The organism is Flavobacterium procerum (genome assembly GCF_042431625.1).
GTDB lineage: Bacteria > Bacteroidota > Bacteroidia > Flavobacteriales > Flavobacteriaceae > Flavobacterium > Flavobacterium procerum.
Genome location: NZ_JBHLYW010000003.1, coordinates 244,867 through 265,854 on the forward strand (window position 1 = coordinate 244,867; position 20,988 = coordinate 265,854).

Consider the following 20,988-nt stretch of genomic DNA (forward strand, 5'->3'; position numbering starts at 1 on the left):
TCGATTGTAAATATAAGTAATTACATTATAAATAGTAAGTTTAATCTTTTAAATGAACACTAAGCCACATCACAAAATATTACTGTTTTAAAACTTCTATTGCTTTTAAAATTAGAGGGTCGGATTTGTTTTCGATATCATTTTTGGTGTTTTTAATTTCAATTTTTACGGGAACACCAATATCTTCCAGTAATTCACTACTTGTAGAATAATAACGCTGATTTGAAAGGGTAAAATAGACTTTGTTTGACAAATCAGTTCCAAACATATCAGACATCATTCCCGAAGTATTGGTGCCAATTGTGGTGACATTTGGTTGTTGGTATAATGAAATGGTAAAATCTTCGGCTGAACTTGCTGTTCTGTCATTGGTCAGAATTACGATTGGTTTTAAATATTGTACTCCTTTATTGGGTTCAATGTAAATTGGTTTCATTTCTGAGAAATTCTCGTAACCGCCTTTTTCCTTAATCGATTTATAATGTGTTATTCTTTTCTCTGAAGCAAATCGTCTAGCAAGTAATTCGCCGGCATGACCGCCACCATTAGACCTCAAATCGATAATAATTCCTTTGGTATCGGCGAATGATTTTAAAATGCTGTCAAAAACAGTAAGCATTAGCTTGATGTCTTCTTTTTCTTTTTTATCATCAAAAAGACTTTCTGGATTTCCAAAACATCTCGAAATCCGAATAAATCCAAAATCATTATTTCTTGAAGAATTGTACAAGTAAATGTCTTTAAATAAAGGGCCGCTTCCTTTCATTTTAACAAACCCGTTGTTCTCTAAAGTCAACAAACTTGTTTCCCACAATTGTTTTTGGATTCCTTTAAATTCATCTGCAAAAGGCGATTGCTTTTTGAATTTGTAAATTACTTCTTCACCTTTTAGAATTGTGATATGTCCGTCTTTTAGAGGAGCAACCATTTCTTCAAATGTTTGCAGCAATTGTTTTTCGGTCGTTTTTTCAGTTATCATTGGACGGAATTTTTTATAGCTTTCGTCCCAATTGACCTTTTTTAATTCAAAAAAAGCATAATTATCTCTAAAAGTTGTCCAGAATGTTTCAAAATCTTTTTCTGGACGGCTTAGTTTTTTTTGGCTCTGGCAGTAAAAAGATATAGAGAAAACCAGAAAGATAAGGAGTAAGGTTTTGTTTTTCATTTGGTTAAGGTTTTTTTTAGGATGCTAACCAAATATAAATAAAAAAGGAGTCTTACTGTGCAAGACTCCTTTGAATAAAGTAAGATTTATTGTTTTATCAGCTGTTGTAAAGGCTTGAGCTGTTCCATGTCTATTTTTGACTGCTGTAATACCGACATCAAAGTCATGATGTTGTTTGGATTCATATTGTTCCCTAAAACGCGTACTACTGCAAATCCGTTTTCTTTTTTGTTGGCAAAAATGACAAATTCCTTTATGTTGTCATCGCTGCCGATATAACTTACAGAGGCTCCGTCTTTACCTGATCCAAACTTCATCAATTCCTGGTATTTTGGATCTTTTAATATAGCTTTTACCTTTGCTCGTTCTGTTTCAAATTGAGCCTGATTATTTTGATCGGCTTTAAAAGCCAAAATATTCATTTTATCAAAAGAATTCAACGCCTCGCTTTGCTCTGCAGATAGTTTCGTTTTTTCGACGTTTAGAATATCTGGAGAAATATCCAGTGCTATAAAATCTTTTTTCTCCGAATTCTCCACAAAATACTTTTGAAGAGAAGGTTCAGAATTACAGCTTACCATTGTCAGTAAGAAGAATAGTGCTGAGGTGAAAAGAGTGGCTTTCATTTATTTTTTGCCTTTAGAGGCTTTTTTAAGGTCAGAACCGCCTGGTAATTGCATTTTGTCTGTTAGTACAGAAATTTCATTAAGGTCAAAATTACCCGTTAGAGACAATAAAACAGTATCATCATTTTTTGCACCTTCAACATACATCAGCAATTCTTTGATCTGGGTATCGGTTGCTCCAGATTTTACCATTATTTTGACATTTTTACCACTGTCGTTAATACGCATTAATTCTTCTAAACCTGCAGTTTTAATGTATTTCTCTGCGGTAGCTTTCATGTCTGCTTCGATTTTAGGATTCTTGGTAGTAAACACTTTTAAGTAATCCAATTTCTTGATGAGATTGATGTACTGTTGTGTTTCTTTATCAGAAGCATCAACTTTAACTTTGCTCATTAAATCGAACATTTTTTTGTTTACAATTACAGAAGTCACTTCATCCTGACCGTCAAATTTGTCAAAAGCATTTTGTGCATAAAAGAATTGTGTGATGAAGACAAAAATTAAGGTTAATAAGAATGTTTTGTTCATACTGTTTGCATTATTTTTTCTGTTTTCTAAGACTATTGATTTCATTTTTGATTGATTTTTACTGTTTAAAAATTTTATTTTTTGATTTTTCGTATTCGTTAATGTACTGTACACTTTCAATACCTACATTAACATTGTTTGATAATAATGCCAAAGCTTTCTGAGTTGCCTTGAGAGCTTCTTCAGGATCATCATAAGTTCCCAGTTCTTTTTGCGAAGCCACTGCAGTTGAGGTATTATCTTCGCTCACATAAAAAAAGGTTCCAATTCCGAGAAAGAGGACAGCTGCAGCAGCAATTGACAACCACGCTGTTTTTCGCTTTTGATTGTGCGAATTTGCCAATGTGATTTCACTTGTAAACTTCGGTTCTCCTGCTTGAGAGAAATAAGCAAACAAAGGTTTGTACTGCTCTAAATGCTGCGCAACATCTGGTGAAGAAAAGTATTCTTTTAAAATTTTTTCTTCGGCAGTGCTTGTTTCTCCCTGAAAGTATTTTTCTAATAGATTTTCTATATTATTTAGTTCCATAAAGGTGTGTATTAATCATTGATTCTCTAATTTTTTTTCTAGCTCTCGAAAGCGCCACTCGTATTGCGGTTTCGTTCATGTTGACAATTTTTGCTATTTCATCAAATTCATATTGTTCTACATCCCGAAGCTGTATCAGCAATTGCATTTGTTCCGGCAGCTGATTTATTATTTTTTCTACCCATTCTAAACTATCGGCATCTTCCAGTTTTTTGTCTAATCTTGGTTGGTTGTCTGTAAAATTATTATGAACGATTTTTAGATTTCCAGCTCGTTTCGATTTTAACTGATCCAGACAATAATTTTTGGTCATCGTCATGGCAAGTGCTTCAACGCTGTTGTAATCTTCAAGATTTTCTTTCTTGTTCCATAATTTTACCATTACTTCCTGCGTTGCATCTTCTGCCTCTTCGGTACTGGTGAGCAATCGTTTTGCCAGACGAAAAACTTTGTCTTTAAACGGATTTATTAATTCTATAAATACATTTTGGTTCATTAATACGATGGTTATTCGTTAGCTTATATAGTCAAGACGAGGTACTATTATTTTTGTTACAAGGAAAAAAAAATTTTTTTTTTCTATTAAAAAAACTGCAAGGAGATTAAAGATAAAACTAAAGATAGTACTTTTACGTTTATATGATATTATAACCAATATATTATGAAAACACCATTAAAGAGCTTTCTGTTTCTTTTTATACTTGTTTTTTCTTTGCAGTCTTGCGAAGACAAAAATGATAATGCTGCACCAGCAGACGTACAAATTAATGATTTTATTTGGAAAGGATTAAACGAAGTTTATTTATGGCAACAAGATGTTCCCAATTTGGCTGACAACCGTTTTACATCTCAAAATGATCTGAATAGCTTTTTAAGAGGTTATGCTAAACCCGAAGATTTGTTTGAAGACTTGTTGTACAGACCAGAAAGCAAATTTCCTACGGGAGCGGTTGACCGTTTCAGTTGGATTGTTTCTGACTATACGGTATTGGAACAAGAATTGGGTGGAATCTCCAAAAATAATGGTGTTGATTTTAGATTAGGCCGTATTTCTTCTAGTTCGGATGATGTTGTAGGTTATGTACGTTATATTATTCCGAATTCTGATGCTTCGACCAAAGCCATAAAACGTGGTGATTTGTTTACAAGCGTAAACGGAACCAAACTGACTGTTGCTAATTATCAGCAGTTGTTGATTAATCAGGATAGTTATACTTTGAATATGGCAGATAAGAGCGGTAATAATTATGTGTTAAACGGAAAGTCGGTTTCGCTGACAAAAACTATTTTAGAAGAAAATCCGATTTTTATCAATAAGATTATTGAATCCGGAACTCATAAAATCGGTTATTTGATGTATAACGGATTTTATGCTGATTACGATGAAAGACTAAATAATGCTTTTGGCGAACTTAAAGCAAAAGGAGCAACTGACTTTATTTTAGATTTGCGTTATAATGGAGGAGGTTCTGTTCGAACTTCTACACGATTGGCTACCATGATTACATCAAATTTTCCAAATCAGGTATTCTCGAAAAGACAATATAATGCTAAACTTATGTCGCTTTTTAATCCGGAATCTTTAAACGAGAGATTTGTTGCCGATATTGACGGAAAAGCAGTAAACAGCCTAAATTTTGGAACAATATATATAATTACTACAGCAAGTACAGCTTCGGCTAGTGAATTAATCATAAACGGTCTAAAGCCATATATGAATGTAGTTCAGATTGGAGAAACTACGACTGGTAAGAATGTTGGTTCGTTTACAGTTTATGACTCAGATACTTATATTACTAAAGAGGGAATCAATAGAAATCATAAATATGCAATGCAACCATTGGTTTTTAAAATAGCAAATGCTCAAGGTTTTGGTGATTATCAGAATGGTTTGGAGCCAACTTACAAACAGTTGGAAACGGTGAGTACTTATGGCGTTTTAGGTGACCCAAAAGAACCATTGTTAAGCCTTGCAATTTCTAAAATTACAGGTTCTCCAGCTAAAAGAGTGCCTGATGTTTCAGATGAACCCATCTCACCATACCTTACAGACTCAAAAATCTTAAACGGATTTCGTCATGGAATGTATCTGACTACTACTCCAAAAGAATTCTTAAACTTAAAATAAAGAAAAAAGGCTTTCAGAAATGAAAGCCTTTTTTTTCAAAAACAAAAACGAATTCTAAATTGGTATAATTAATTATTAAAGTAAAAACCATTTGGAGTGATTCCCACAGTAAGCGTAGTTGATAATACTCCTGATAAAGAATGAATATAAATATTTCCTGCGTCTGAATAGTTTACAGCATCTGCAAGATAGATTTGATTATTTTTTACAGCAAAACCATATAAGTTAGTAACTTTTGATGCTGTAAATAGTGAAGTTGCCGGTAAGCTAGAAGCAGTTAGGTCAGCAGAGTAAATCTCTTTTCCTACTGTGTAATACATTTTGTTGTTTTCAATGTCTAAGAAACCAGGGTGTGTTTTTTCAGGAAAATTAATTGTAGAAGAAATGGTATTGCTGCTTAAGCTTAGTTTAACAATTTTACCAGCAGTTTCTACATCAGCATAAAATGGTTTTCCATCACATAAAATGTATAAAGTTCCGTTGTTTTTAACTAATGAGCTTGGTACGTCTCCAACCACAAAATTTGTCGCTACAGTATTTGTTGATGTATTAATTACAGTTAAAGAATTACCTTGATTCCAACCACCTTTATGCGCGACGTACAATTTACCGTCATTTTCGATGATTTTTTCAGGACCTTCCACAACAGGAATTGTAGAAGTTATAGTATTTGAAGAAAGATCAAGTACGGCCACATAATCATCAGTTGAGCTACCAGGATCTCCCCAGTTGGTAACATATCCTTTTCCGTTAGCAAAGGCAATAAATCTCGGGTTTTTTAAACCTGTAGTAATTGTTGCAATACTTTTAAAAGTGTAACGGTTAACAAGTTCAATTTTATTAGAACCATTTGTAACGATATAAGCTAAATCTCCATTAAAGCCAATACTTTGTGGCGTATCTCCAGTTGCTTTTTCAGTATTAACCAATTTAAAAACATCATTTTCAACTTTAAGATCGTCTGAGATGTAAGCAATAGTTCCGTTTGGAGTACCATTGTTTCCTTCATTTACAACAAATATTCCTCCATCATAACTGCCACGTGGCTCTGGAGTATTGTCGTCATCACTGCTACAAGACGCAAAAAAAGCCGAAGCAAAAATGACAGTTAAAAAAAGCTTATTAAATCTTTTCATGGTATTTAAAAATTTAGATTAATGTATATAGTATAATTTCTTCCGGGCATTTGTCGACTGATAACCGGCTGATAATCTTTGTTGAATAAATTAGAAACTTGAGCACCAAGCTTAAAACTGTTTTTTCTTCCAAAGTCATAATCAGCGCCGATATTGGCAACACTGTAGGCTTTTACAATTCCAGCTTTGCTATTAAACGGCGTGCTGTAAACTTCACCATTGTATAGGTATTGAAAGTAAGAGGAAAGTTTTGTCCAATTGTACGATGCCGATCCTGTCAGTTTGTGATACGGCACATAGATAAGCTGTTTGTAAACCGATTCACCGCCAATTAATTGTTTGCTTTTTGAGACCGTATAAGCATAAGTTCCGTTTACGGTAAAATTGTGATTGCTTATTTTTGTTTTCCATTCTAAAAGAACTTCAGCACCATACGTTTTTACATGGTCGGTATTTTCTGGTCTCCATATATTGCTGTTGCTTTCTGAAGGAACCCAGCGCAATAAGTCCTGAATGTCGTTGTAATAGCCGGTTAATGATACAGAAAAATTTTTGAGGAAAAACTCATTTCCAATTTCACCCTGATAAGAAGTTTCAGGCTTCAAATTTGGATTACCGCTTCCTTCCCAAAACAAGTCGTTATAAGTCGGCATTCGGTAATTTTTAGAAGCATTTAGTTTTATTCGATAAAAATCAGTCAACAAGTATCGTGTTCCAAAAGAAAAGAGAAACGGATTTCCGTAATTGTCTGTTATTTCCTGACGAATACTCACAGAGTAATCCCATTTTTCACTTACCAAATGGCTTAATAACAAACTTCCCGAACCAATTTCTCTTCTAACATCATTGATGCTCGAACCGTGACCTTTGTTGCTGCTGTAATCTACAATAGAATTAAGTTTGATTTTGTCATTTACATCAAAAGCCAAATCATATTTGACGATAGCGGTTTCTACTTTTCCGAATGTGAAAAAATCGGAAGTAATGCTTGGATAATATTTGTAAGATTCGCCAATATGCGCCACTCTTAATTTTGAAGTAAATCGCCCCAGTCTGCTTTCCCATTCTAAAAGGTTTCGCGTATTAAAATCGTCGTATTTTGTTTTGGAAGCAGTAGGAGTCGTCAATGAAAAATGACGCTCAGAATCATAAAATTGGCTGTAAAGTTTTAAAGTATTTTTAGAATTAATTTTATAACCAAAAGCGGTATTCATACTTGTGTTATAGTATTCACCATTAATGTTTCTTAGATTCGAATTTCCAGGATATTTAAAATCATTGTCAGAACTGTTTCTAGAAATGCTGATTTGAAGACTCAATTTATCTGAAGAAATCGATGCACGATAATTGGTGCTGTAAGTATTGAAACTGCCCGCGCTTAAAAACAAATGATTAGAAAAACCTTTCTTAAAGTTCAAGTCATTATTAAGGTGAATGCTACCACCTATTGCGCCACTTCCGTACAAAATACTGCCTCCTCCAGCTTTTACCGTAATCGAATTAAAATCTCTTGTACCGATTGTATTAAAATCGGACTGACCTAAAAATTGTGAATTGATATTGATTCCGTTCCAAATAACAGCGGTCTGAGCGCTTGTTGTTCCTCTAAAAGAAGGACCAGAAGTCATTCCGAGACCATTTTCTTTAAAATAAATTACAGTATTATAATTTAAAAGAGAAGTCAGCGACGGCTGATTGGTATTGATAATAGAATCGCTTATGGTTTGAATTGACTGGGAAGAAGAAAACTTTTTAAGATTACTGTCTGAAATTATGACTTCTTTCAATTTGGTAATAGAATCGCTTTGCGCCGATATAAATTGGCACAGCAATAAAAGAAAAAAAGTAAAACGTATTTTAAAAATCATAATTTCTAAACTCTTTTTCCCGAGAGCTCGATATTTTTGTTACAAAGGCAGGTCTCCTGGCTTGCGTCTTGTTGTTTACCTTCCCATTCACTTGGAGCGAGCAGTGGTTTTGCAGTTACAACAAGCATTCTTTTTCAGAATTAAGCTTACAGTTGCGGGTACAGCTCAAGTTTTTACTTGATTCCCTTTTAATGTGTTTACTAAAACACAACCTTAATTTGCTGCAAAGATAAAGTTAAAAATATTGATTATTCAAATTTAGGCTTCAAATGCAATTAAATATTGATTCTAAACGAGAATTTATAATTTTATTCTGATAACTTCCCCAAAATCTACCTTGCTATTAAAAGCGTCTTTTAAGGCAGTCGATGTATGATGACACAAAATACTTCTAATCACTCCAGCATGAGCGACTATTATAACGGGTATTTCGGATTCTGAGAGTTTATCGGATAAAAAATGAATCACTCTTTGATGTAAAACAGTAAAAGATTCTCCATTAGAAACGGGTATTGTCACAAAATCTTCCATCCAGGGATTGAGTTGTTCGGGCGGAATATCGTCCCATTTTCTCATTTCCCAATCACCAAAATTCATTTCCTTTAATCTTTCGTCTTCTTCGTAGGAGACGATTTTTATGTTTTTCTGAATGTGCTTTGCTAAAATTACACAACGTTTTAACGGACTTGAAAACAATATCGCTTCTGAAGGCAGTTTCGAAAGAATTTTTTCAAAAACAGCATCAAAAGGCTCGGCCAGATTAACATCGGTTTGTCCGTAGCAAATTCCTTTTTCACACACAGTTTCGGTATGACGAACTAGATAAATTTCCATAAAACTAAAAAGGATAAATAAAAAACCGCTTCACATACTTGCTGTGTTGCGCCCAGGCAGTCACCAGTGTAACCGTCAATCCATTTTTGGAAATAACGAGCCAGAAAATATCGGGTGATAAAAATCGGAACGATTAGCCAAAGCAGTAAAATGTTGAAATAACCAAAAAACAATAATGGGAGCAAGCCAAAGAAAAAAGCTCCAAAAACTTCTTTCCAAGTAAATTGTTTAGCAATAGGTTTGCTTTTGCTCGATGCATCTTGTCTAGAATATTCATGTGTGAAAATAATACTGATTGCCGCCAAACGACTTAAAGAATGCGCTGTGACAAACAATAGAAATAACTGAAGCAAATCATTTCTTTCGAAAACTAAAACCGATTCGCCAAGTAGTTTGAATTTCAATAAAAAAAGAAGCACAAGACCAATAGCTCCATAGGCTCCAATTGCACTGTCTTTCATAATCATAAGGATTTTTTCCTTTGTCCAGCCACCGCCAAAGCCGTCACAGACATCGGCAAAACCGTCTTCGTGAAAAGCACCTGTAGTTAGAACAGATGCAATAATTGCCAGAATTACAGCTGTTTCGGTTGAAAGAAATAATGATGAAATATAAAATGCGAAAAAAGAAATACTGCCAACAATCCAACCGATAAAGGGGAAATAGCGTGTGGCTTTGTTCAAATAATCGGGATTATGTGTGATGTTTTTCAGGCACGGAATCCGAGTATAAAACATTAAACAAGTAAAGAAAATATGGAGTTCTTTTTTCATTTAGTTTATGGTTGTTTGGCTAAAGCCTTTTCATGCAAACAAATTTATATCCTCCAGATGAATCTGGAGGCAATTCAAAGAAGAAAAATTGTAAAAAATAGACAACTTTATAATTTGAGTTGCCAACATCTTTAGATGTTGGTTTATTTTATAGAGAAAGATGAAGGCTTCAGCCTAACTTCTTAAGTTGTTTCACTAGAACCTCTTTACAAGGTTGATGTTTTAATATTTTAAAGATGTCGGTAATTGATGTGTTGTTTGAAATTTAATGATTGGACTACAACTATTTTTAGATTTCAAATTTACATCCTCAAGATAAATCTGGATGCATTCAAAGATTTTTTTTAAAACAAATAGATAATTATATAATTTGAGTTGCCAACATCTTTAGATGTTGGTTTGTTTAAAGATAAAGATGAAGGCTTTAGCCAAACTTTTTTAAGTATGTCTAAAGCCAAACTTGATCATAAATTCATCATATTCTTCTTGAAATGTTTTCTTTTTATGATGTTCTTCCTGATTTTTGATATAATCTCGAACTTTATCTACAATTGATTGTGAAACAGAAACTGCAAAATATTCGTCTTGCCATTCAAATTTATTATCTGTTAACCGGTTTTTATTAATCCAATACGAGGATTCTCCTTTTAATAATTGTATTGTTTTTTGAATGGTCTGATTGTTTCCTAGAGAAATTAGGCAATGACAATGGTCTGAGTATCCACTAATAAAATCTAGATAAATATCCTTTTTTAAGGCATTTTCTTTTATATGATTCCAAACTTCTTCACGTAAACCAACTGAATTTAAAAATGGAAATCTGTTTTTGGTACTCCAAACGCAATGAACATAAATCTTAGTAAATGGCATATTATGAATAGTTTTAAAAGAATTCAAATTTAAAACTATTAACGACTAAAAGAAAGTTATTTCCTACTTATTCCTACGCTCTCAAAACTTGCCATTTCATTCAAAAATGCTTCAGCCGATTTTAGAATTGGGAAAGCAATAGCACATCCTGTTCCTTCACCCAAGCGCAAATCTAAATTCAAAATTGGTTTGGCATCCAAATAATCTAATAATTTTTGATGTGCCTTTTCAGCTGAACAATGACAGAAAACAGCATTTTGCTTAATTTTCGGATTGATTTTAAAAGCAATCAAAAGGGCGGTTGTACAAATAAAACCATCAATCAGAATCAGCATTTTATTTTCGAAAGCACTCAAAATACCGCCTGCCATCTGGATAATTTCAAAACCTCCAAAATAGGACAATTGCTGGTACAATTCGGCTTGACCGGAATAGTTTTCGAGCGATTTTTTAAGGATATTTTGTTTTTGAATCAATTTTTCTTCCTCAATTCCAGTGCCTTTTCCAATACAGTCTTCAATCGAAAAACCAGTCAAAAGGCTCATTAATACAGAAGCTGTAGAAGTGTTTCCAATTCCCATTTCGCCAAAACCAATACAATTAGATCCTGTTTTGGCAATATCATTTACAATCGCTTTTCCTTTTTCAAAACACAATTCTAATTCGCTTTCGCTCATGGCAGGTGCATGAAGAAACGATTGGGTTCCGTTGCTGATCTTAGCATCGATCAATTCTGTATTTGTTGGGAAATCATAATTCACACCAGCGTCTACAATCGATAAATTGATGTTATGCTGCTTGCAGAATACATTTATTGCCGCACCGCCATTCAGAAAATTAGTAACCATTTGTCTAGTAACATCCTGCGGATAAGCGCTGACGCCATGATTTGCAATTCCGTGGTCAGCTGCAAAAACTACGATGTTCGGATTTATAATCTTAGGTTCTAAACTCTCAAAAACGGAAGCCATCTGGAAAGCCAATGTTTCTAAAATTCCCAAAGAACCAACTGGTTTTGTTTTAGAATCAATTTTTTCTTTTAGAAGAATTTCAAAATTGTTATTTTTTTTATTTTCCGTGGTGAATGTAGAAAGGGGGGTAGAAGTGTTTTTTAAATGAACTGATTTTATTTCTCTACAATCTGCTTTCTCTGATTTTAGTTTCCAATTCAATTGTTGCAACATGGGTTGATTGTTGTAATTGGTAGCCGGTTTTCCGATGCAGAAATAACCAAGAGGTTCTATGTTTTCGGGTAAATCTAGGATTTTTTTAAACTGATGGTAATTCAAAATAGAAACCCAACCCATACCATAACCTTGGTCGGTCAGCGAGAGCCAAATGTTCTGTGCCGCACAAACCGAACTGAATTTTACCGCTTCATTACTTCCGATTGTTCCAATTGTAAACTGATTTAAAACCGAACGATCATAAGCGATAATGAGTCCGATTGGAGCTTCTTCAATTGCTTCAAGCTTTAACGAATTGTATAACTCCTTTTGTTCTAGATTGTCTGTTGCGTCGGCCGCTTTTTTATTATATTCTGAAAATAGTTCTTTTATAGCCGTTTTAATTTCTGGAGATTTTATCAGAAAATATTTTGTGGCATCTGTTAAGCCTACAGAAGGCGCCCAATGTCCCGCCTGAAGTGCTTTCTCAATCACTTCGTCTGGAACTTTTTCATCTGTAAAATGTCTGGTATCGCGTCTTGATTTTAATATATCGTCTAGATTAGTCATAAATTCCAATTTCTAAATTGCTTCGCTTGTTCGCTATCGCTCGAGTCCAAATTTCAAATTCCAATTTAATTTGAATTATGAATGTTATTAGTAAAGATAAAGTATAGCTTTGGAATTTGGGATTTTAATTCTGGAATTTAACCTTTGATCTTAACCGGAATTCCAGAAACCATAAGAATCACTTCATCGGCATTGGTTGCTAAAAACTGATTCATCCAGCCTTGAAGTTCTACAAATTTTCGTCCGATAGGTGTTTCTGCGTGAACACCCATTCCGATTTCGTTGGTCACAATAATGAGATTTGTGTTTTTTTGTTTTGCAATAGCTTCAAATTCCTTTTTTGCTTGTTGCAAACTTAAGTCAACGTCATTTTTGTTGTCTATAAAAAAGTTGGTCAGCCAAAGGGTTACACAATCAATTAAGGCCGTTTTTCCAGAAAAATCAATTTCGCTGAGGTTTTTTTCTTTTTCGATATTTATCCAGCGTTCGTCTCGTTCTTGCTGATGGCGGTCTATTCTGTTTTGGAAATCGGCATCCCATTTTCTTGCTGTTGCAACATAAAAAGGATTGGTAGAAAGCTGTAAAGCCAGATTTTGTGCGTAATTGCTTTTCCCAGAACGCTCGCCGCCGGTTATAAGGTAAATCATTTTTTTTATTTGAAGTTAAGGGTTAAGTGCAAGGTAAATTCTGGAATTTATTAAAAACTTCTGTTGTAGCGAAACTATGTAAAAAAAGATTATATCAACGCATAACACATAACACATCATTCCTAACTATCCCCTATAAGGACAATGACGGCAATTGTTGTTGCAGCATTTTCCTCTTTTTAAATGAAACCAAGCTTTAAAAACATAATTCCCATTTTCGAGATAATAGTCAATTCCTTCTATCAAAAGGTTTGTTTTGGGTAAAAATTGCGCTTTATTGTTAATGGCTTTTTGAGCAGTCATAGTTTCGAGATAAGCATCGATTTTATCTTCGCATGCTTCTTTAAAGCAATTGGGACAAAGACAGTCACTGCCTTCAGAGAGACTAAATATAGGAGGGAAATCATTGTACCAGCATTTGTTTTCGGTAGAAATGTCACCACATTTAAAATAAGCTTCACAACTGGAACATATTTTTGTTTTGACTCCATTCATTAAATGAAAATATTATTTGTTTAAATTTGTAAGAATAAAGGTAAACAAAAAAAATAGAAATTGCTTTACCTTTGTTGCAATACAAAATGCAAAGTATGAAAAATTTTTTATCTAAATTGCCCGTTGTTTTTTCGCTTTTTATTGTTTTTGGATGCAAAAAAAATGAAGAAAAAACCAGCGAAATCGCCATTGATGCAAAAAACAGCATCGAATATGCCTCTGGACTTTCAATCGTAAAATATGAAGGTTATTCTGTTGTAAATGTGATTAATCCGTGGCCGAATGCAGATAAAAAATTTACTTACATTTTAAAAGAAAATGACGCTGTTGTTCCCGACAGTCTGCAAAAATATACCACGATAAAAGTTCCGTTAGAAACCGTTGTGGTCACTTCTACAACCAATATTCCTTTTTTGGAAATGCTTGAAGTGGAGAACAAACTGGTAGGTTTTCCGCACACAGATTATATTTCTTCTGAAAAAACAAGGATTTTAATTGACAAAGGTTCTGTAAAAAACGTTGGACAAAATGAAAAACTGAATATCGAGCAGCTTATCGATTTGTCGCCAGATTTGATTGTGACTTTCGGAATAGACAATAACAATCCGATGCTAGATAATTTGAAAAAAAGCGGTTTGAATGTTTTGATTCAAGGCGATTGGATGGAGCAATCTCCGCTCGGAAAAGCAGAGTGGGTCAAGCTTTATGGTTCTTTGTTTGGAAAAGAAGCCAAAGCAAAAGAACTTTTTGATAAAATTGTAGAAAGCTATAATCAGGCAAAAAAACTGGTGGCAGATAAGCCAGCGACTACAAAAGTTTTGTATGGTTCTATGTATGAGGATGTATGGTATGTAGCGAAAGGAAGCAGCTGGGTGGCGCAGTTTATGAAAGATGCAAAATCAAATTATTTGTGGGCAGATTTGGAAGGAACCGGAAGCGAAGGTCTTTCGTTTGAAAAAGTTTTGGATAAAGCAAAAACAGCAAATGTTTGGATTGCAACAGGCTCTGCAAAAACTTTAGATGAATTTGGGAAAAGCAATCCGCATTATGGCGAATTTGATGCTTTTAAAAATAAAAGTGTGTACTCTTTTGAATACAAGCTTGGAGCGACAGGCGGAACCATTTATTACGAATTGTCGCCAAGCCGACCAGATTTAGTGCTGAAAGACTATATTAAAATCTTTCATCCTGATTTGTTGTCGAGCTATGAATTTACTTTTGCGACTAAACTGAACTAAATTGACAGATCAAAAAAGAAATACAATTTTATTCAGCTTGCTTGGGCTTGGACTTGTTTTTATGTTTTTTGCGAGCATTAGTCTGGGGTCGGTTACCATTCCGTTAAAAGAAGTTTTTACAAGTCTTTGTGGAGGACATGCTAGTAAATCGAGTTGGGAATATATTATCATCAATTACAGGCTTCCAAAAGCAATTACTGCGGTTTTAGCAGGTACAGGATTGTCTATAAGCGGGCTTTTGATGCAGACGCTTTTCAGGAATCCGCTGGCAGGACCTTATGTTTTGGGATTGAGTTCTGGAGCCAGTCTTGGTGTGGCTTTTGTAATTTTGGGAGCAGGATTTTTGCCGTCGTTTTTAAGTGTTATTGCGCTTTCGTCTTACGGAATTGTACTTGCTTCTACCTTTGGCAGTTCTTTGGTTTTGTTTTTGGTTTTGATTGTTTCGCAGAGGCTCAGAGATACCATGGCGATTTTGATTGTCGGTCTTATGTTTGGAAGTTTTACAACGGCTATTGTATCGGTTTTAACTTATTTTAGTACGGCAGAACAGCTTCAAAAATTTACTTTTTGGTCTATGGGAAATTTAGGAAATCTCTCGTGGTCAACAATTTTGATTTTGGCAATTTGTGTTGCATTGGGCCTTCTCTTAAGTATCGGAAGCATAAAACCGCTAAACGCATTGCTTTTAGGTGAAAACTACGCCAAAAGCATGGGGTTGAATTTTAAAAAAGCACGTTTGATCATCATATTTGCAACCAGTATTTTGGCAGGAAGCATCACGGCATTTGCAGGCCCGATTGCTTTTATTGGCCTTGCGGTACCGCATATTGCAAAACTCACTTTTCAGACCAGCAACCATTCGGTTTTGTTTTGGAGTACTTTGTTTTTTGGCGCCATCATCATGCTGTTTTGCGATATTGTTTCGCAAATGCCAGGATTTGAGGTTACACTGCCAATAAATGCCATAACGTCTATCATTGGTGCTCCTGTGGTAATTTGGCTTTTAGTAAGGAAGAGGGTTTTTTAAGTAAAAGATTACAAAATTTTAATATCTTAGTTTTTTAAACACATAGAAACATAGTTTTATAAGCCGATTAAAGGCGTTTCACTTGACAGAAATAAACATAGGCTTTGCGCTTTAAAAATTAAGATGATGATTACTCAGAAATATTTAGACGAATTAAGTTTCCATGTCATAGGCGCGTGCATACAAGTACACAAAACTATTGGAAGAGGATTACTGGAAAGTGTTTATCATGAATGTTTAAAAGAAGAATTAAATTATCGCAAAATAAATTTTTTTACAGAAATGAATGTGCCTTTGATTTATAGGGATAAAGAGTTAAATGCTAATTTAAAATGCGATTTATTTATTGAAAATTGTTTAGTTGTAGAATTAAAAGCAATATTAGAATTAAATCCTATTTGTGAAGCACAGTTAATGACTTATATGAAACTCTTAAAAGCACCAAAAGGTATATTAATTAACTTTAACTGTTTTAATATTTTCAAAGAAGGTCAAAAAACATTCGTAAATGAATATTACAAATCACTCCCAAAAATCTAAGCTCAAAACTATGTGTTAATTTACAAGTAAATTTTCAAATCAACTATAAGAAAATGAAAAAACCTATGTTTCTATGTGTTTAAAAAATAACCGCAATGATTAGAAGTATCTTAAATACATCAAATTTAAATATCGGATATAAATCCAAGAAAGATGTTGTGACCATTGCTAAAGATTTGAACTTAAATCTAGATTCTGGTAAACTGATTACTTTAATAGGAGCAAACGGAATCGGTAAATCGACTTTGCTGCGTACGATTACCAAAATTCAACCTCCATTAGCTGGAAATGTCTTTTTGAATGATAAAGAAATTCAGTCTTATAATCCGTTAGATTTGGCGCAGAATTTAAGTGTAGTATTAACAGAAAAACTGCCTCCAAGCAATCTTTCCGTTTTTGAACTTGTAGCTTTAGGTCGCCAGCCGTACACTAATTGGGTCGATTCATTATCTCCAGCTGATATCGAAAAAGTAAACGAGGCAATAGCATTGACACAAATCGAACATTTGGCCTCAAAAAAGCATTTTGAAATCAGCGACGGACAATTGCAGAAAGTTTTAATCGCACGAGCCCTGGCGCAAGACACAGCACTTATTATTTTAGACGAACCAACAACGCATCTCGATTTACTTCACAAAGTTTCTTTGTTCAAATTATTAAAAAAACTAACACAGGAAACGCAGAAATGCATCTTGTTTTCAACCCACGATATCGATTTGGCCATACAACTAAGCGACGAAATGATTATCATGACACCAGAATTCGTCATTCAGGATACGCCTTGTAATTTAATCGAAAAAGGGAGTTTTACTACTCTATTCAAAGACGAAAATATCATTTTTGATGCCGAAAAAGGAAAGTTTATTGTGACCTAAACGGCTGCTTTCGATTTTTTTATCAATCGATTTATCAGAAAATAAATTCCGACAAAAAAGAGCAAAAGAACAACCTTTACTAAAATCTCCAAAAATAAATTGGAAGGATAAATAAAAGTAGATGATTTTATACGCCATGAACTTGGCAGGTAATCATTCGTAAAAAAAACGGCAATATCAATAATATGCTCAATTGTTACAATAAATAATGCGCTGAAAAATAATCGTATAAAAACATTTTTTCTCACTTTTTTTATCCACAGCAACTGTGTCATCAAAACCCATATTAAAGGTTCGAACCAAAATATATACCAGTATTTTCCAAAAAGCTCTTCCTCAACAAAAAGTCTATTGCCGTCGTTGGCAGTATTAAATTCAATCAGTTTACCAATAAACAAAAGGAGTAAATAAACAAGCCCGATAAACGAAATAAAATAAGTGGTTTCTTGATCTAGTTTTCTTAAAAAATCATTTTTTATAAAAATTGACAAAATCAAGAACAGTATTGTAAAAATGCTGAAAGCAAAAAATAAGTCAGTAATCAGAAGTTTTAATTCGAATATCATTTCTTGTTTTTTATTAGAAGCTGTTTCCCGCTATCCGCTGTATCTTTTGTTTTTTAAAGAAAAAAACAAAAGGATGCCGCTTCTATCGGGGCTAGGGCATTCGTTTTCATAAGAACCTTTCGAAACAAAGTTAGTTTTCTTTAAGCAATGCTTTCTTTGTTAAATCTATTGCGGTTTACAGTCAGCACAATCTGTAATTCACCTCTGCTGGTACTTAAATCTTCGAGACTAAATTTCATGACCTGACCAGTATCTTTAATAAAATAGATAAAATAATCGGTTCCTTCATTTTCTTTGTCATATTCCGTTTCGACTCTTTCGTTTTCGATTTTATCCCAAGAAACCAGCATGTTATTTTGATACTGAATTCCTTCAGCATTAATCCTAAACTGTATATCGTCAATACTTTTTATAAATCTGATGAGGTAAGGAATCTGAAATATAAAAAGGCCTAATAACAAAAGAACTATCCAAGGTTTGTTTTCGATATAAAAATAAATCACGGCAATAGCAGTTCCGATTAAAAGAGCTGCTCTCATGACAATGTTGCTTCTTGAGTAATAAATTAAAAACTCCTGAGAATGACTTAGGTTATTGGTGTCGATAAGAGGCCTCATTAGACTAAGAATTTTTATTTTCAAAACGCACGCGATATACTCGAAGCAAATGTTCTAGTTTGTCGGCATTTGTATCTAATTCGTCCACAACAATATTTTCATTATTAAAAACGAGATAAGTTGTAGATGAATTGCTTCCGTGTTTCGTATAGACATGATCGTTGCGTATCACATTCCAAGGAACAAAATGTTTGTTTTCTATTTTAATTCCCTTATCGCTGATTATGATTTGTGGTTCGTTCAGCTTTTTAGTTTTTGTAATCTCAAAATAACCTAGGATAACTCCGAGGCCCGCTAAAAAATATCCCCAGTATTCATTTGATGTAATAAGGTATATGCCACCACAAATAAAAGCAATAACAGCTATAAACGACCAAAACAGTTTTGATTTAGAATAAAAGATAGCGGTTTCTTTAGGCACTCTCAAATCGTCGTTATAGATGTCGTCTTCTAAGAATTTTTCCTCTAGAGACTTTAGTTTTTGCTTTTGTTCTGGGCTTTGGAATTCTGTTTTTTCAAACCAGCTGCCGCTTTTCCAAATCAATCGCTGGTCTATTGCTTTTCGTTGCAATTCATGTATATTACGAACGTTTTCAAAAGCCCATACTTTCCACTGATTTACAAAATAGCTCCAAGTGAGCCAGCTGGCGATAAAACCTACAACAATAGAAACCGGTATCGTCCAAGCAGGGATAAGTTGCAAGCTGCTCAAAACGGTTGCTAAAATAATAGTGCCAAAAAGAGCTGTCATTGGCAGATAAAACAATTTGATTCTGCCTCTTCGTAAGGCTTCTTTAACGGTCACAGATTTTCCCATATTATTTTTTTAATGCAATTTGTCTTTTTGCTTCGCCGACTACAAAAGCTACAGAATTGGCAATATTAAAGCTACGGATAAGCGGTGACATCGGAATCGTTAAATGGTTTTCGAACTTTGCCATAAATTCTTTGCTTAAACCAACGCTTTCTTTTCCAAAAACGAGCCAATCGCCATCTTGAAATTCATTTTCCAAATAGGATTTTTCAGAATGTGAACTCATTAAAAATACTCGTGATTTATCCGGAATCTGCTGTATCCATTCGTCTGCATTCTGATATTCGTTAACATTAAGATGCACCCAGTAGTCCAAACCCGAGCGTTTTAGATTTTTATCATTAATTACAAATCCGAACGGATGTATGAGATGTAAACGACTTTCTGTGCCTACACACAAGCGTCCGATATTTCCGGTATTGTTTGGTATTTCTGGTTCTACAAGAACAACGTTTAGCATTTTCTTTTTAAAGTTATGAGTTAAGGGTTAAAAGTTATGAGTTCGCAAAAATTATCTAATAGTCCCATTTTCTAATTATCTAATTGAAAATCGGAAACTTCAAGAACTTCTCCCGCTTTTAAGTTTTGCAAATATACATTTCCTATTCGTACGCGAACCAAACGCAAGGTTGGAAAACCAACTGCTGCAGTCATTTTTCTGACCTGACGAAATTTCCCTTCTCTGACAGTTATTGAAGCCCAAGAAGTCGGGCCGTGACGTTCGTCTCTGATTTTTTTTGCTCTAGCGCCAAAATCAGGGATTTCGTTAGCGATAAAAGCTTTGCAAGGTTTGGTTTTGTATTTGCCGCCATCAAGACCAATTTCGACACCTTTTTGCAATTGTTCTATTGCTTCAAGCGTAATTAATCCGTCAACCTGAACGTAATATTCTTTGTCGACTTTTTTGCTTCGCACGAGTTCGCTCATATTCCCGTCGGTCGTTAGAAGAAGCAAACCTTCAGAATCTTCATCTAATCTTCCAATTGCCATTGTTCCTTGTGGAAAATCGTGCAATTCGCCCAAAAGTTTTTTCTTTCTTTTTAATTCATAAATAAATTGGCTCAAATAGCCGTAAGGTTTAAAAAGAATGAAGTGTCGGTGCATTTTTAATTTTTTGCAAAGATAGTTCTTTCATAAAATAAAAAACGACATTTAATAAGGGATGTCTGAATGTGATTTCATCTTTTTCAGCCACTGATAAACAAACCAAATCGCGGTAATAATAAAAACGCCAATTAAAACAGAGTAGTGATTTTCGAAAAAATCATGAAAACAACTTCCGATTAAAATATAGGCCGATGCCATACAAAGTTTGATGAGAATAAATTCGGCATTAGACCAGCTGGTTTTGATAGTGAAGAAATTCATGGTTTTGAAATTTAGTAAACATTGAAATAGTATAAGCAATGATGTGAAAATATGAAAATTTTTTTGTCAAAAACTAAAATCAATGTTAAACTCCTAAGTTTTCAGAGCTGAAATTCGTAATATTATTATAGAAACTAAAAAAATGAAGCCATGGAAAAGAATAATTTAGGGACAAAGAAAATCAACGGAACACAGAAAAATATAGACGAGTCTAAAGGAAAAAACATTTCGCACGACGGAAAGGCCGATGACGCCAACTTAAAACGCGAGTTTGTTACAGATGCAGACGGCAATAAAAAAATAGTAGAAAGAGCTCGTAATGAGAATGAAGACATCAAAAACAAACCAAGTGGAATTTCGAAAGAAAACCCAAATGCAAATCGAGGTGTTGCTACAGATGGGGAAGCAAAAAAAACGATCGAGAACAAAGATCGGAATTCAGATATAACTCCAAATCGTTATCCGAACACACATCCTGATAATGAAGAAGACCGTGGCAATATGAAATTGGACGAAGAAGAGTAGTTTACAATACAAAAAAAAATAGATAAACAAAGTCATTTCAGTATCAAATAACATTTGATTGGCAGTTAACGTTAATGTTA

The 20,988-nt window shown here is 34.0% G+C and carries 25 protein-coding genes and 1 riboswitch; of the genes, 6 read left to right on the forward strand and 19 right to left on the reverse strand.

Annotation, left to right across the window (positions count from 1 at the left end; genetic code table 11):
• Nucleotides 1-79: 79 nt before the first annotated feature.
• The 5 genes from ACFFLS_RS03305 to ACFFLS_RS03325 form a co-directional block, all read right to left on the reverse strand.
• Nucleotides 80-1,165, reverse strand: a complete 1,086-nt coding sequence (locus tag ACFFLS_RS03305) for a S41 family peptidase (RefSeq protein WP_379683229.1) — start codon at nt 1,163-1,165, stop codon at nt 80-82.
• An 86-nt stretch (nt 1,166-1,251) separates the two neighbouring features.
• On the reverse strand, nt 1,252-1,791 hold the full coding sequence (locus ACFFLS_RS03310) for a GFO_1091 family lipoprotein (RefSeq protein ID WP_379683228.1): 540 nt from the start codon (nt 1,789-1,791) through the stop codon (nt 1,252-1,254).
• Nucleotides 1,792-2,322 (reverse strand): GFO_1090 family protein, encoded by a 531-nt coding sequence (locus tag ACFFLS_RS03315; RefSeq protein ID WP_379683395.1) that lies wholly within the window; start codon nt 2,320-2,322, stop codon nt 1,792-1,794.
• A 58-nt stretch (nt 2,323-2,380) separates the two neighbouring features.
• Nucleotides 2,381-2,851 carry a PG0215 family putative anti-sigma factor gene (locus ACFFLS_RS03320; RefSeq protein ID WP_379683227.1) on the reverse strand — a complete coding sequence of 157 codons (471 nt, stop codon included), beginning with the start codon at nt 2,849-2,851 and terminating at the stop codon, nt 2,381-2,383.
• Complete coding sequence (locus tag ACFFLS_RS03325) at nt 2,838-3,347, reverse strand: GFO_1088 family ECF-type sigma factor (protein WP_379683226.1); 510 nt, start codon at nt 3,345-3,347, stop codon at nt 2,838-2,840. The genes ACFFLS_RS03320 and ACFFLS_RS03325 overlap by 14 nt, the downstream gene beginning before the upstream one ends.
• 165 nt (nt 3,348-3,512) lie before the next feature.
• Between ACFFLS_RS03325 and ACFFLS_RS03330 the strand changes: the two genes are divergently transcribed.
• Complete coding sequence (locus ACFFLS_RS03330) at nt 3,513-4,979, forward strand: GFO_1087 family putative carboxy terminal peptidase (protein ID WP_379683225.1); 1,467 nt, start codon at nt 3,513-3,515, stop codon at nt 4,977-4,979.
• Nucleotides 4,980-5,047: 68 nt separating this feature from the next.
• Here ACFFLS_RS03330 and ACFFLS_RS03335 read toward each other — a convergent pair whose 3' ends face one another.
• From ACFFLS_RS03335 to ACFFLS_RS03370, 8 genes are all read right to left on the reverse strand, one after another.
• On the reverse strand, nt 5,048-6,115 hold the full coding sequence (locus tag ACFFLS_RS03335) for a YncE family protein (protein ID WP_379683224.1): 1,068 nt from the start codon (nt 6,113-6,115) through the stop codon (nt 5,048-5,050).
• Nucleotides 6,116-6,120: 5 nt separating this feature from the next.
• Nucleotides 6,121-7,983, reverse strand: coding sequence for a TonB-dependent receptor plug domain-containing protein (locus tag ACFFLS_RS03340; protein WP_379683223.1), 1,863 nt, complete (start codon nt 7,981-7,983; stop codon nt 6,121-6,123).
• Nucleotides 7,984-8,012: 29 nt separating this feature from the next.
• Nucleotides 8,013-8,214: riboswitch (cobalamin riboswitch) on the reverse strand.
• A gap of 69 nt (nt 8,215-8,283) precedes the next feature.
• The gene (gene cobC, locus ACFFLS_RS03345; protein WP_379683222.1) at nt 8,284-8,817 is read right to left on the reverse strand and encodes an alpha-ribazole phosphatase; all 534 of its coding nucleotides are present in this window, start codon (nt 8,815-8,817) and stop codon (nt 8,284-8,286) included.
• Nucleotides 8,802-9,590 (reverse strand): adenosylcobinamide-GDP ribazoletransferase, encoded by a 789-nt coding sequence (locus ACFFLS_RS03350; RefSeq protein WP_379683221.1) that lies wholly within the window; start codon nt 9,588-9,590, stop codon nt 8,802-8,804. The genes cobC and ACFFLS_RS03350 overlap by 16 nt, the downstream gene beginning before the upstream one ends.
• Nucleotides 9,591-10,028: 438 nt before the next feature.
• Nucleotides 10,029-10,460, reverse strand: coding sequence for an IS200/IS605 family transposase (gene tnpA, locus ACFFLS_RS03355; RefSeq protein ID WP_379683220.1), 432 nt, complete (start codon nt 10,458-10,460; stop codon nt 10,029-10,031).
• Nucleotides 10,461-10,516: 56 nt separating this feature from the next.
• Nucleotides 10,517-12,196, reverse strand: coding sequence for a nicotinate-nucleotide--dimethylbenzimidazole phosphoribosyltransferase (gene cobT / locus ACFFLS_RS03360; protein ID WP_379683219.1), 1,680 nt, complete (start codon nt 12,194-12,196; stop codon nt 10,517-10,519).
• A gap of 137 nt (nt 12,197-12,333) precedes the next feature.
• Nucleotides 12,334-12,843 carry a bifunctional adenosylcobinamide kinase/adenosylcobinamide-phosphate guanylyltransferase gene (gene cobU, locus ACFFLS_RS03365; protein WP_379683218.1) on the reverse strand — a complete coding sequence of 170 codons (510 nt, stop codon included), beginning with the start codon at nt 12,841-12,843 and terminating at the stop codon, nt 12,334-12,336.
• Nucleotides 12,844-12,969: 126 nt separating this feature from the next.
• A complete protein-coding gene (locus ACFFLS_RS03370; protein ID WP_379683217.1) occupies nt 12,970-13,338 on the reverse strand; it encodes a C1orf53 family protein in 369 nt (122 codons plus the stop codon).
• Nucleotides 13,339-13,433: 95 nt separating this feature from the next.
• On the opposite strand from ACFFLS_RS03370, the gene ACFFLS_RS03375 reads away from it, so the two are divergent.
• The 4 genes from ACFFLS_RS03375 (at nt 13,434) to ACFFLS_RS03390 (ending at nt 17,018) form a co-directional block, all read left to right on the forward strand.
• Entirely contained in the window at nt 13,434-14,576 is a 1,143-nt protein-coding gene (locus ACFFLS_RS03375; RefSeq protein ID WP_379683216.1) for an ABC transporter substrate-binding protein, read from the forward strand.
• Between the two features lies 1 nt (nt 14,577).
• Nucleotides 14,578-15,603, forward strand: coding sequence for a FecCD family ABC transporter permease (locus ACFFLS_RS03380; RefSeq protein WP_379683215.1), 1,026 nt, complete (start codon nt 14,578-14,580; stop codon nt 15,601-15,603).
• Between the two features lie 123 nt (nt 15,604-15,726).
• Entirely contained in the window at nt 15,727-16,143 is a 417-nt protein-coding gene (locus ACFFLS_RS03385; protein ID WP_379683214.1) for a GxxExxY protein, read from the forward strand.
• A gap of 98 nt (nt 16,144-16,241) precedes the next feature.
• Nucleotides 16,242-17,018: an ABC transporter ATP-binding protein gene (locus ACFFLS_RS03390; RefSeq protein ID WP_379683394.1), complete on the forward strand. Its 777-nt coding sequence runs from the start codon at nt 16,242-16,244 to the stop codon at nt 17,016-17,018.
• On the opposite strand, the gene ACFFLS_RS03395 is transcribed toward ACFFLS_RS03390, so the two are convergent.
• The 6 genes from ACFFLS_RS03395 to ACFFLS_RS03420 form a co-directional block, all read right to left on the reverse strand.
• Complete coding sequence (locus ACFFLS_RS03395; RefSeq protein WP_379683213.1) at nt 17,015-17,584, reverse strand: hypothetical protein; 570 nt, start codon at nt 17,582-17,584, stop codon at nt 17,015-17,017. The two genes, ACFFLS_RS03390 and ACFFLS_RS03395, sit on opposite strands and share 4 nt — an antisense overlap.
• Nucleotides 17,585-17,724: 140 nt before the next feature.
• Nucleotides 17,725-18,201, reverse strand: coding sequence for a hypothetical protein (locus ACFFLS_RS03400; RefSeq protein WP_379683212.1), 477 nt, complete (start codon nt 18,199-18,201; stop codon nt 17,725-17,727).
• A gap of 4 nt (nt 18,202-18,205) precedes the next feature.
• Nucleotides 18,206-19,018, reverse strand: a complete 813-nt coding sequence (locus ACFFLS_RS03405) for a hypothetical protein (RefSeq protein ID WP_379683211.1) — start codon at nt 19,016-19,018, stop codon at nt 18,206-18,208.
• Between the two features lies 1 nt (nt 19,019).
• Nucleotides 19,020-19,475 (reverse strand): tRNA (cytidine(34)-2'-O)-methyltransferase, encoded by a 456-nt coding sequence (locus ACFFLS_RS03410; RefSeq protein WP_379683210.1) that lies wholly within the window; start codon nt 19,473-19,475, stop codon nt 19,020-19,022.
• Between the two features lie 71 nt (nt 19,476-19,546).
• A complete protein-coding gene (locus ACFFLS_RS03415) occupies nt 19,547-20,119 on the reverse strand; it encodes a pseudouridine synthase (protein ID WP_379683209.1) in 573 nt (190 codons plus the stop codon).
• 48 nt (nt 20,120-20,167) lie between these two features.
• A complete protein-coding gene (locus ACFFLS_RS03420) occupies nt 20,168-20,383 on the reverse strand; it encodes a hypothetical protein (RefSeq protein ID WP_379683208.1) in 216 nt (71 codons plus the stop codon).
• Nucleotides 20,384-20,533: 150 nt separating this feature from the next.
• Here ACFFLS_RS03420 and ACFFLS_RS03425 point away from each other — a divergent pair, with 150 nt between their 5' ends.
• Entirely contained in the window at nt 20,534-20,908 is a 375-nt protein-coding gene (locus ACFFLS_RS03425) for a hypothetical protein (protein WP_379683207.1), read from the forward strand.
• Nucleotides 20,909-20,988 lie beyond the last annotated feature (80 nt).

What these genes read in the sequence shown, in the direction of transcription:
- ACFFLS_RS03305 (WP_379683229.1), bottom strand. Translation starts at nt 1,165, where the DNA reads ATGAAAAACAAAACCTTACTCCTTATCTTTCTGGTTTTCTCTATATCT.
- ACFFLS_RS03310 (WP_379683228.1), bottom strand. Translation starts at nt 1,791, where the DNA reads ATGAAAGCCACTCTTTTCACCTCAGCACTATTCTTCTTACTGACAATG.
- ACFFLS_RS03315 (WP_379683395.1), bottom strand. Translation starts at nt 2,322, where the DNA reads ATGAACAAAACATTCTTATTAACCTTAATTTTTGTCTTCATCACACAA.
- ACFFLS_RS03320 (WP_379683227.1), bottom strand. Translation starts at nt 2,851, where the DNA reads ATGGAACTAAATAATATAGAAAATCTATTAGAAAAATACTTTCAGGGA.
- ACFFLS_RS03325 (WP_379683226.1), bottom strand. Translation starts at nt 3,347, where the DNA reads ATGAACCAAAATGTATTTATAGAATTAATAAATCCGTTTAAAGACAAA.
- ACFFLS_RS03330 (WP_379683225.1), top strand. Translation starts at nt 3,513, where the DNA reads ATGAAAACACCATTAAAGAGCTTTCTGTTTCTTTTTATACTTGTTTTT.
- ACFFLS_RS03335 (WP_379683224.1), bottom strand. Translation starts at nt 6,115, where the DNA reads ATGAAAAGATTTAATAAGCTTTTTTTAACTGTCATTTTTGCTTCGGCT.
- ACFFLS_RS03340 (WP_379683223.1), bottom strand. Translation starts at nt 7,983, where the DNA reads ATGATTTTTAAAATACGTTTTACTTTTTTTCTTTTATTGCTGTGCCAA.
- cobC (WP_379683222.1), bottom strand. Translation starts at nt 8,817, where the DNA reads ATGGAAATTTATCTAGTTCGTCATACCGAAACTGTGTGTGAAAAAGGA.
- ACFFLS_RS03350 (WP_379683221.1), bottom strand. Translation starts at nt 9,590, where the DNA reads ATGAAAAAAGAACTCCATATTTTCTTTACTTGTTTAATGTTTTATACT.
- tnpA (WP_379683220.1), bottom strand. Translation starts at nt 10,460, where the DNA reads ATGCCATTTACTAAGATTTATGTTCATTGCGTTTGGAGTACCAAAAAC.
- cobT (WP_379683219.1), bottom strand. Translation starts at nt 12,196, where the DNA reads ATGACTAATCTAGACGATATATTAAAATCAAGACGCGATACCAGACAT.
- cobU (WP_379683218.1), bottom strand. Translation starts at nt 12,843, where the DNA reads ATGATTTACCTTATAACCGGCGGCGAGCGTTCTGGGAAAAGCAATTAC.
- ACFFLS_RS03370 (WP_379683217.1), bottom strand. Translation starts at nt 13,338, where the DNA reads ATGAATGGAGTCAAAACAAAAATATGTTCCAGTTGTGAAGCTTATTTT.
- ACFFLS_RS03375 (WP_379683216.1), top strand. Translation starts at nt 13,434, where the DNA reads ATGAAAAATTTTTTATCTAAATTGCCCGTTGTTTTTTCGCTTTTTATT.
- ACFFLS_RS03385 (WP_379683214.1), top strand. Translation starts at nt 15,727, where the DNA reads ATGATGATTACTCAGAAATATTTAGACGAATTAAGTTTCCATGTCATA.
- ACFFLS_RS03395 (WP_379683213.1), bottom strand. Translation starts at nt 17,584, where the DNA reads ATGATATTCGAATTAAAACTTCTGATTACTGACTTATTTTTTGCTTTC.
- ACFFLS_RS03400 (WP_379683212.1), bottom strand. Translation starts at nt 18,201, where the DNA reads ATGAGGCCTCTTATCGACACCAATAACCTAAGTCATTCTCAGGAGTTT.
- ACFFLS_RS03405 (WP_379683211.1), bottom strand. Translation starts at nt 19,018, where the DNA reads ATGGGAAAATCTGTGACCGTTAAAGAAGCCTTACGAAGAGGCAGAATC.
- ACFFLS_RS03410 (WP_379683210.1), bottom strand. Translation starts at nt 19,475, where the DNA reads ATGCTAAACGTTGTTCTTGTAGAACCAGAAATACCAAACAATACCGGA.
- ACFFLS_RS03415 (WP_379683209.1), bottom strand. Translation starts at nt 20,119, where the DNA reads ATGCACCGACACTTCATTCTTTTTAAACCTTACGGCTATTTGAGCCAA.
- ACFFLS_RS03420 (WP_379683208.1), bottom strand. Translation starts at nt 20,383, where the DNA reads ATGAATTTCTTCACTATCAAAACCAGCTGGTCTAATGCCGAATTTATT.
- ACFFLS_RS03425 (WP_379683207.1), top strand. Translation starts at nt 20,534, where the DNA reads ATGGAAAAGAATAATTTAGGGACAAAGAAAATCAACGGAACACAGAAA.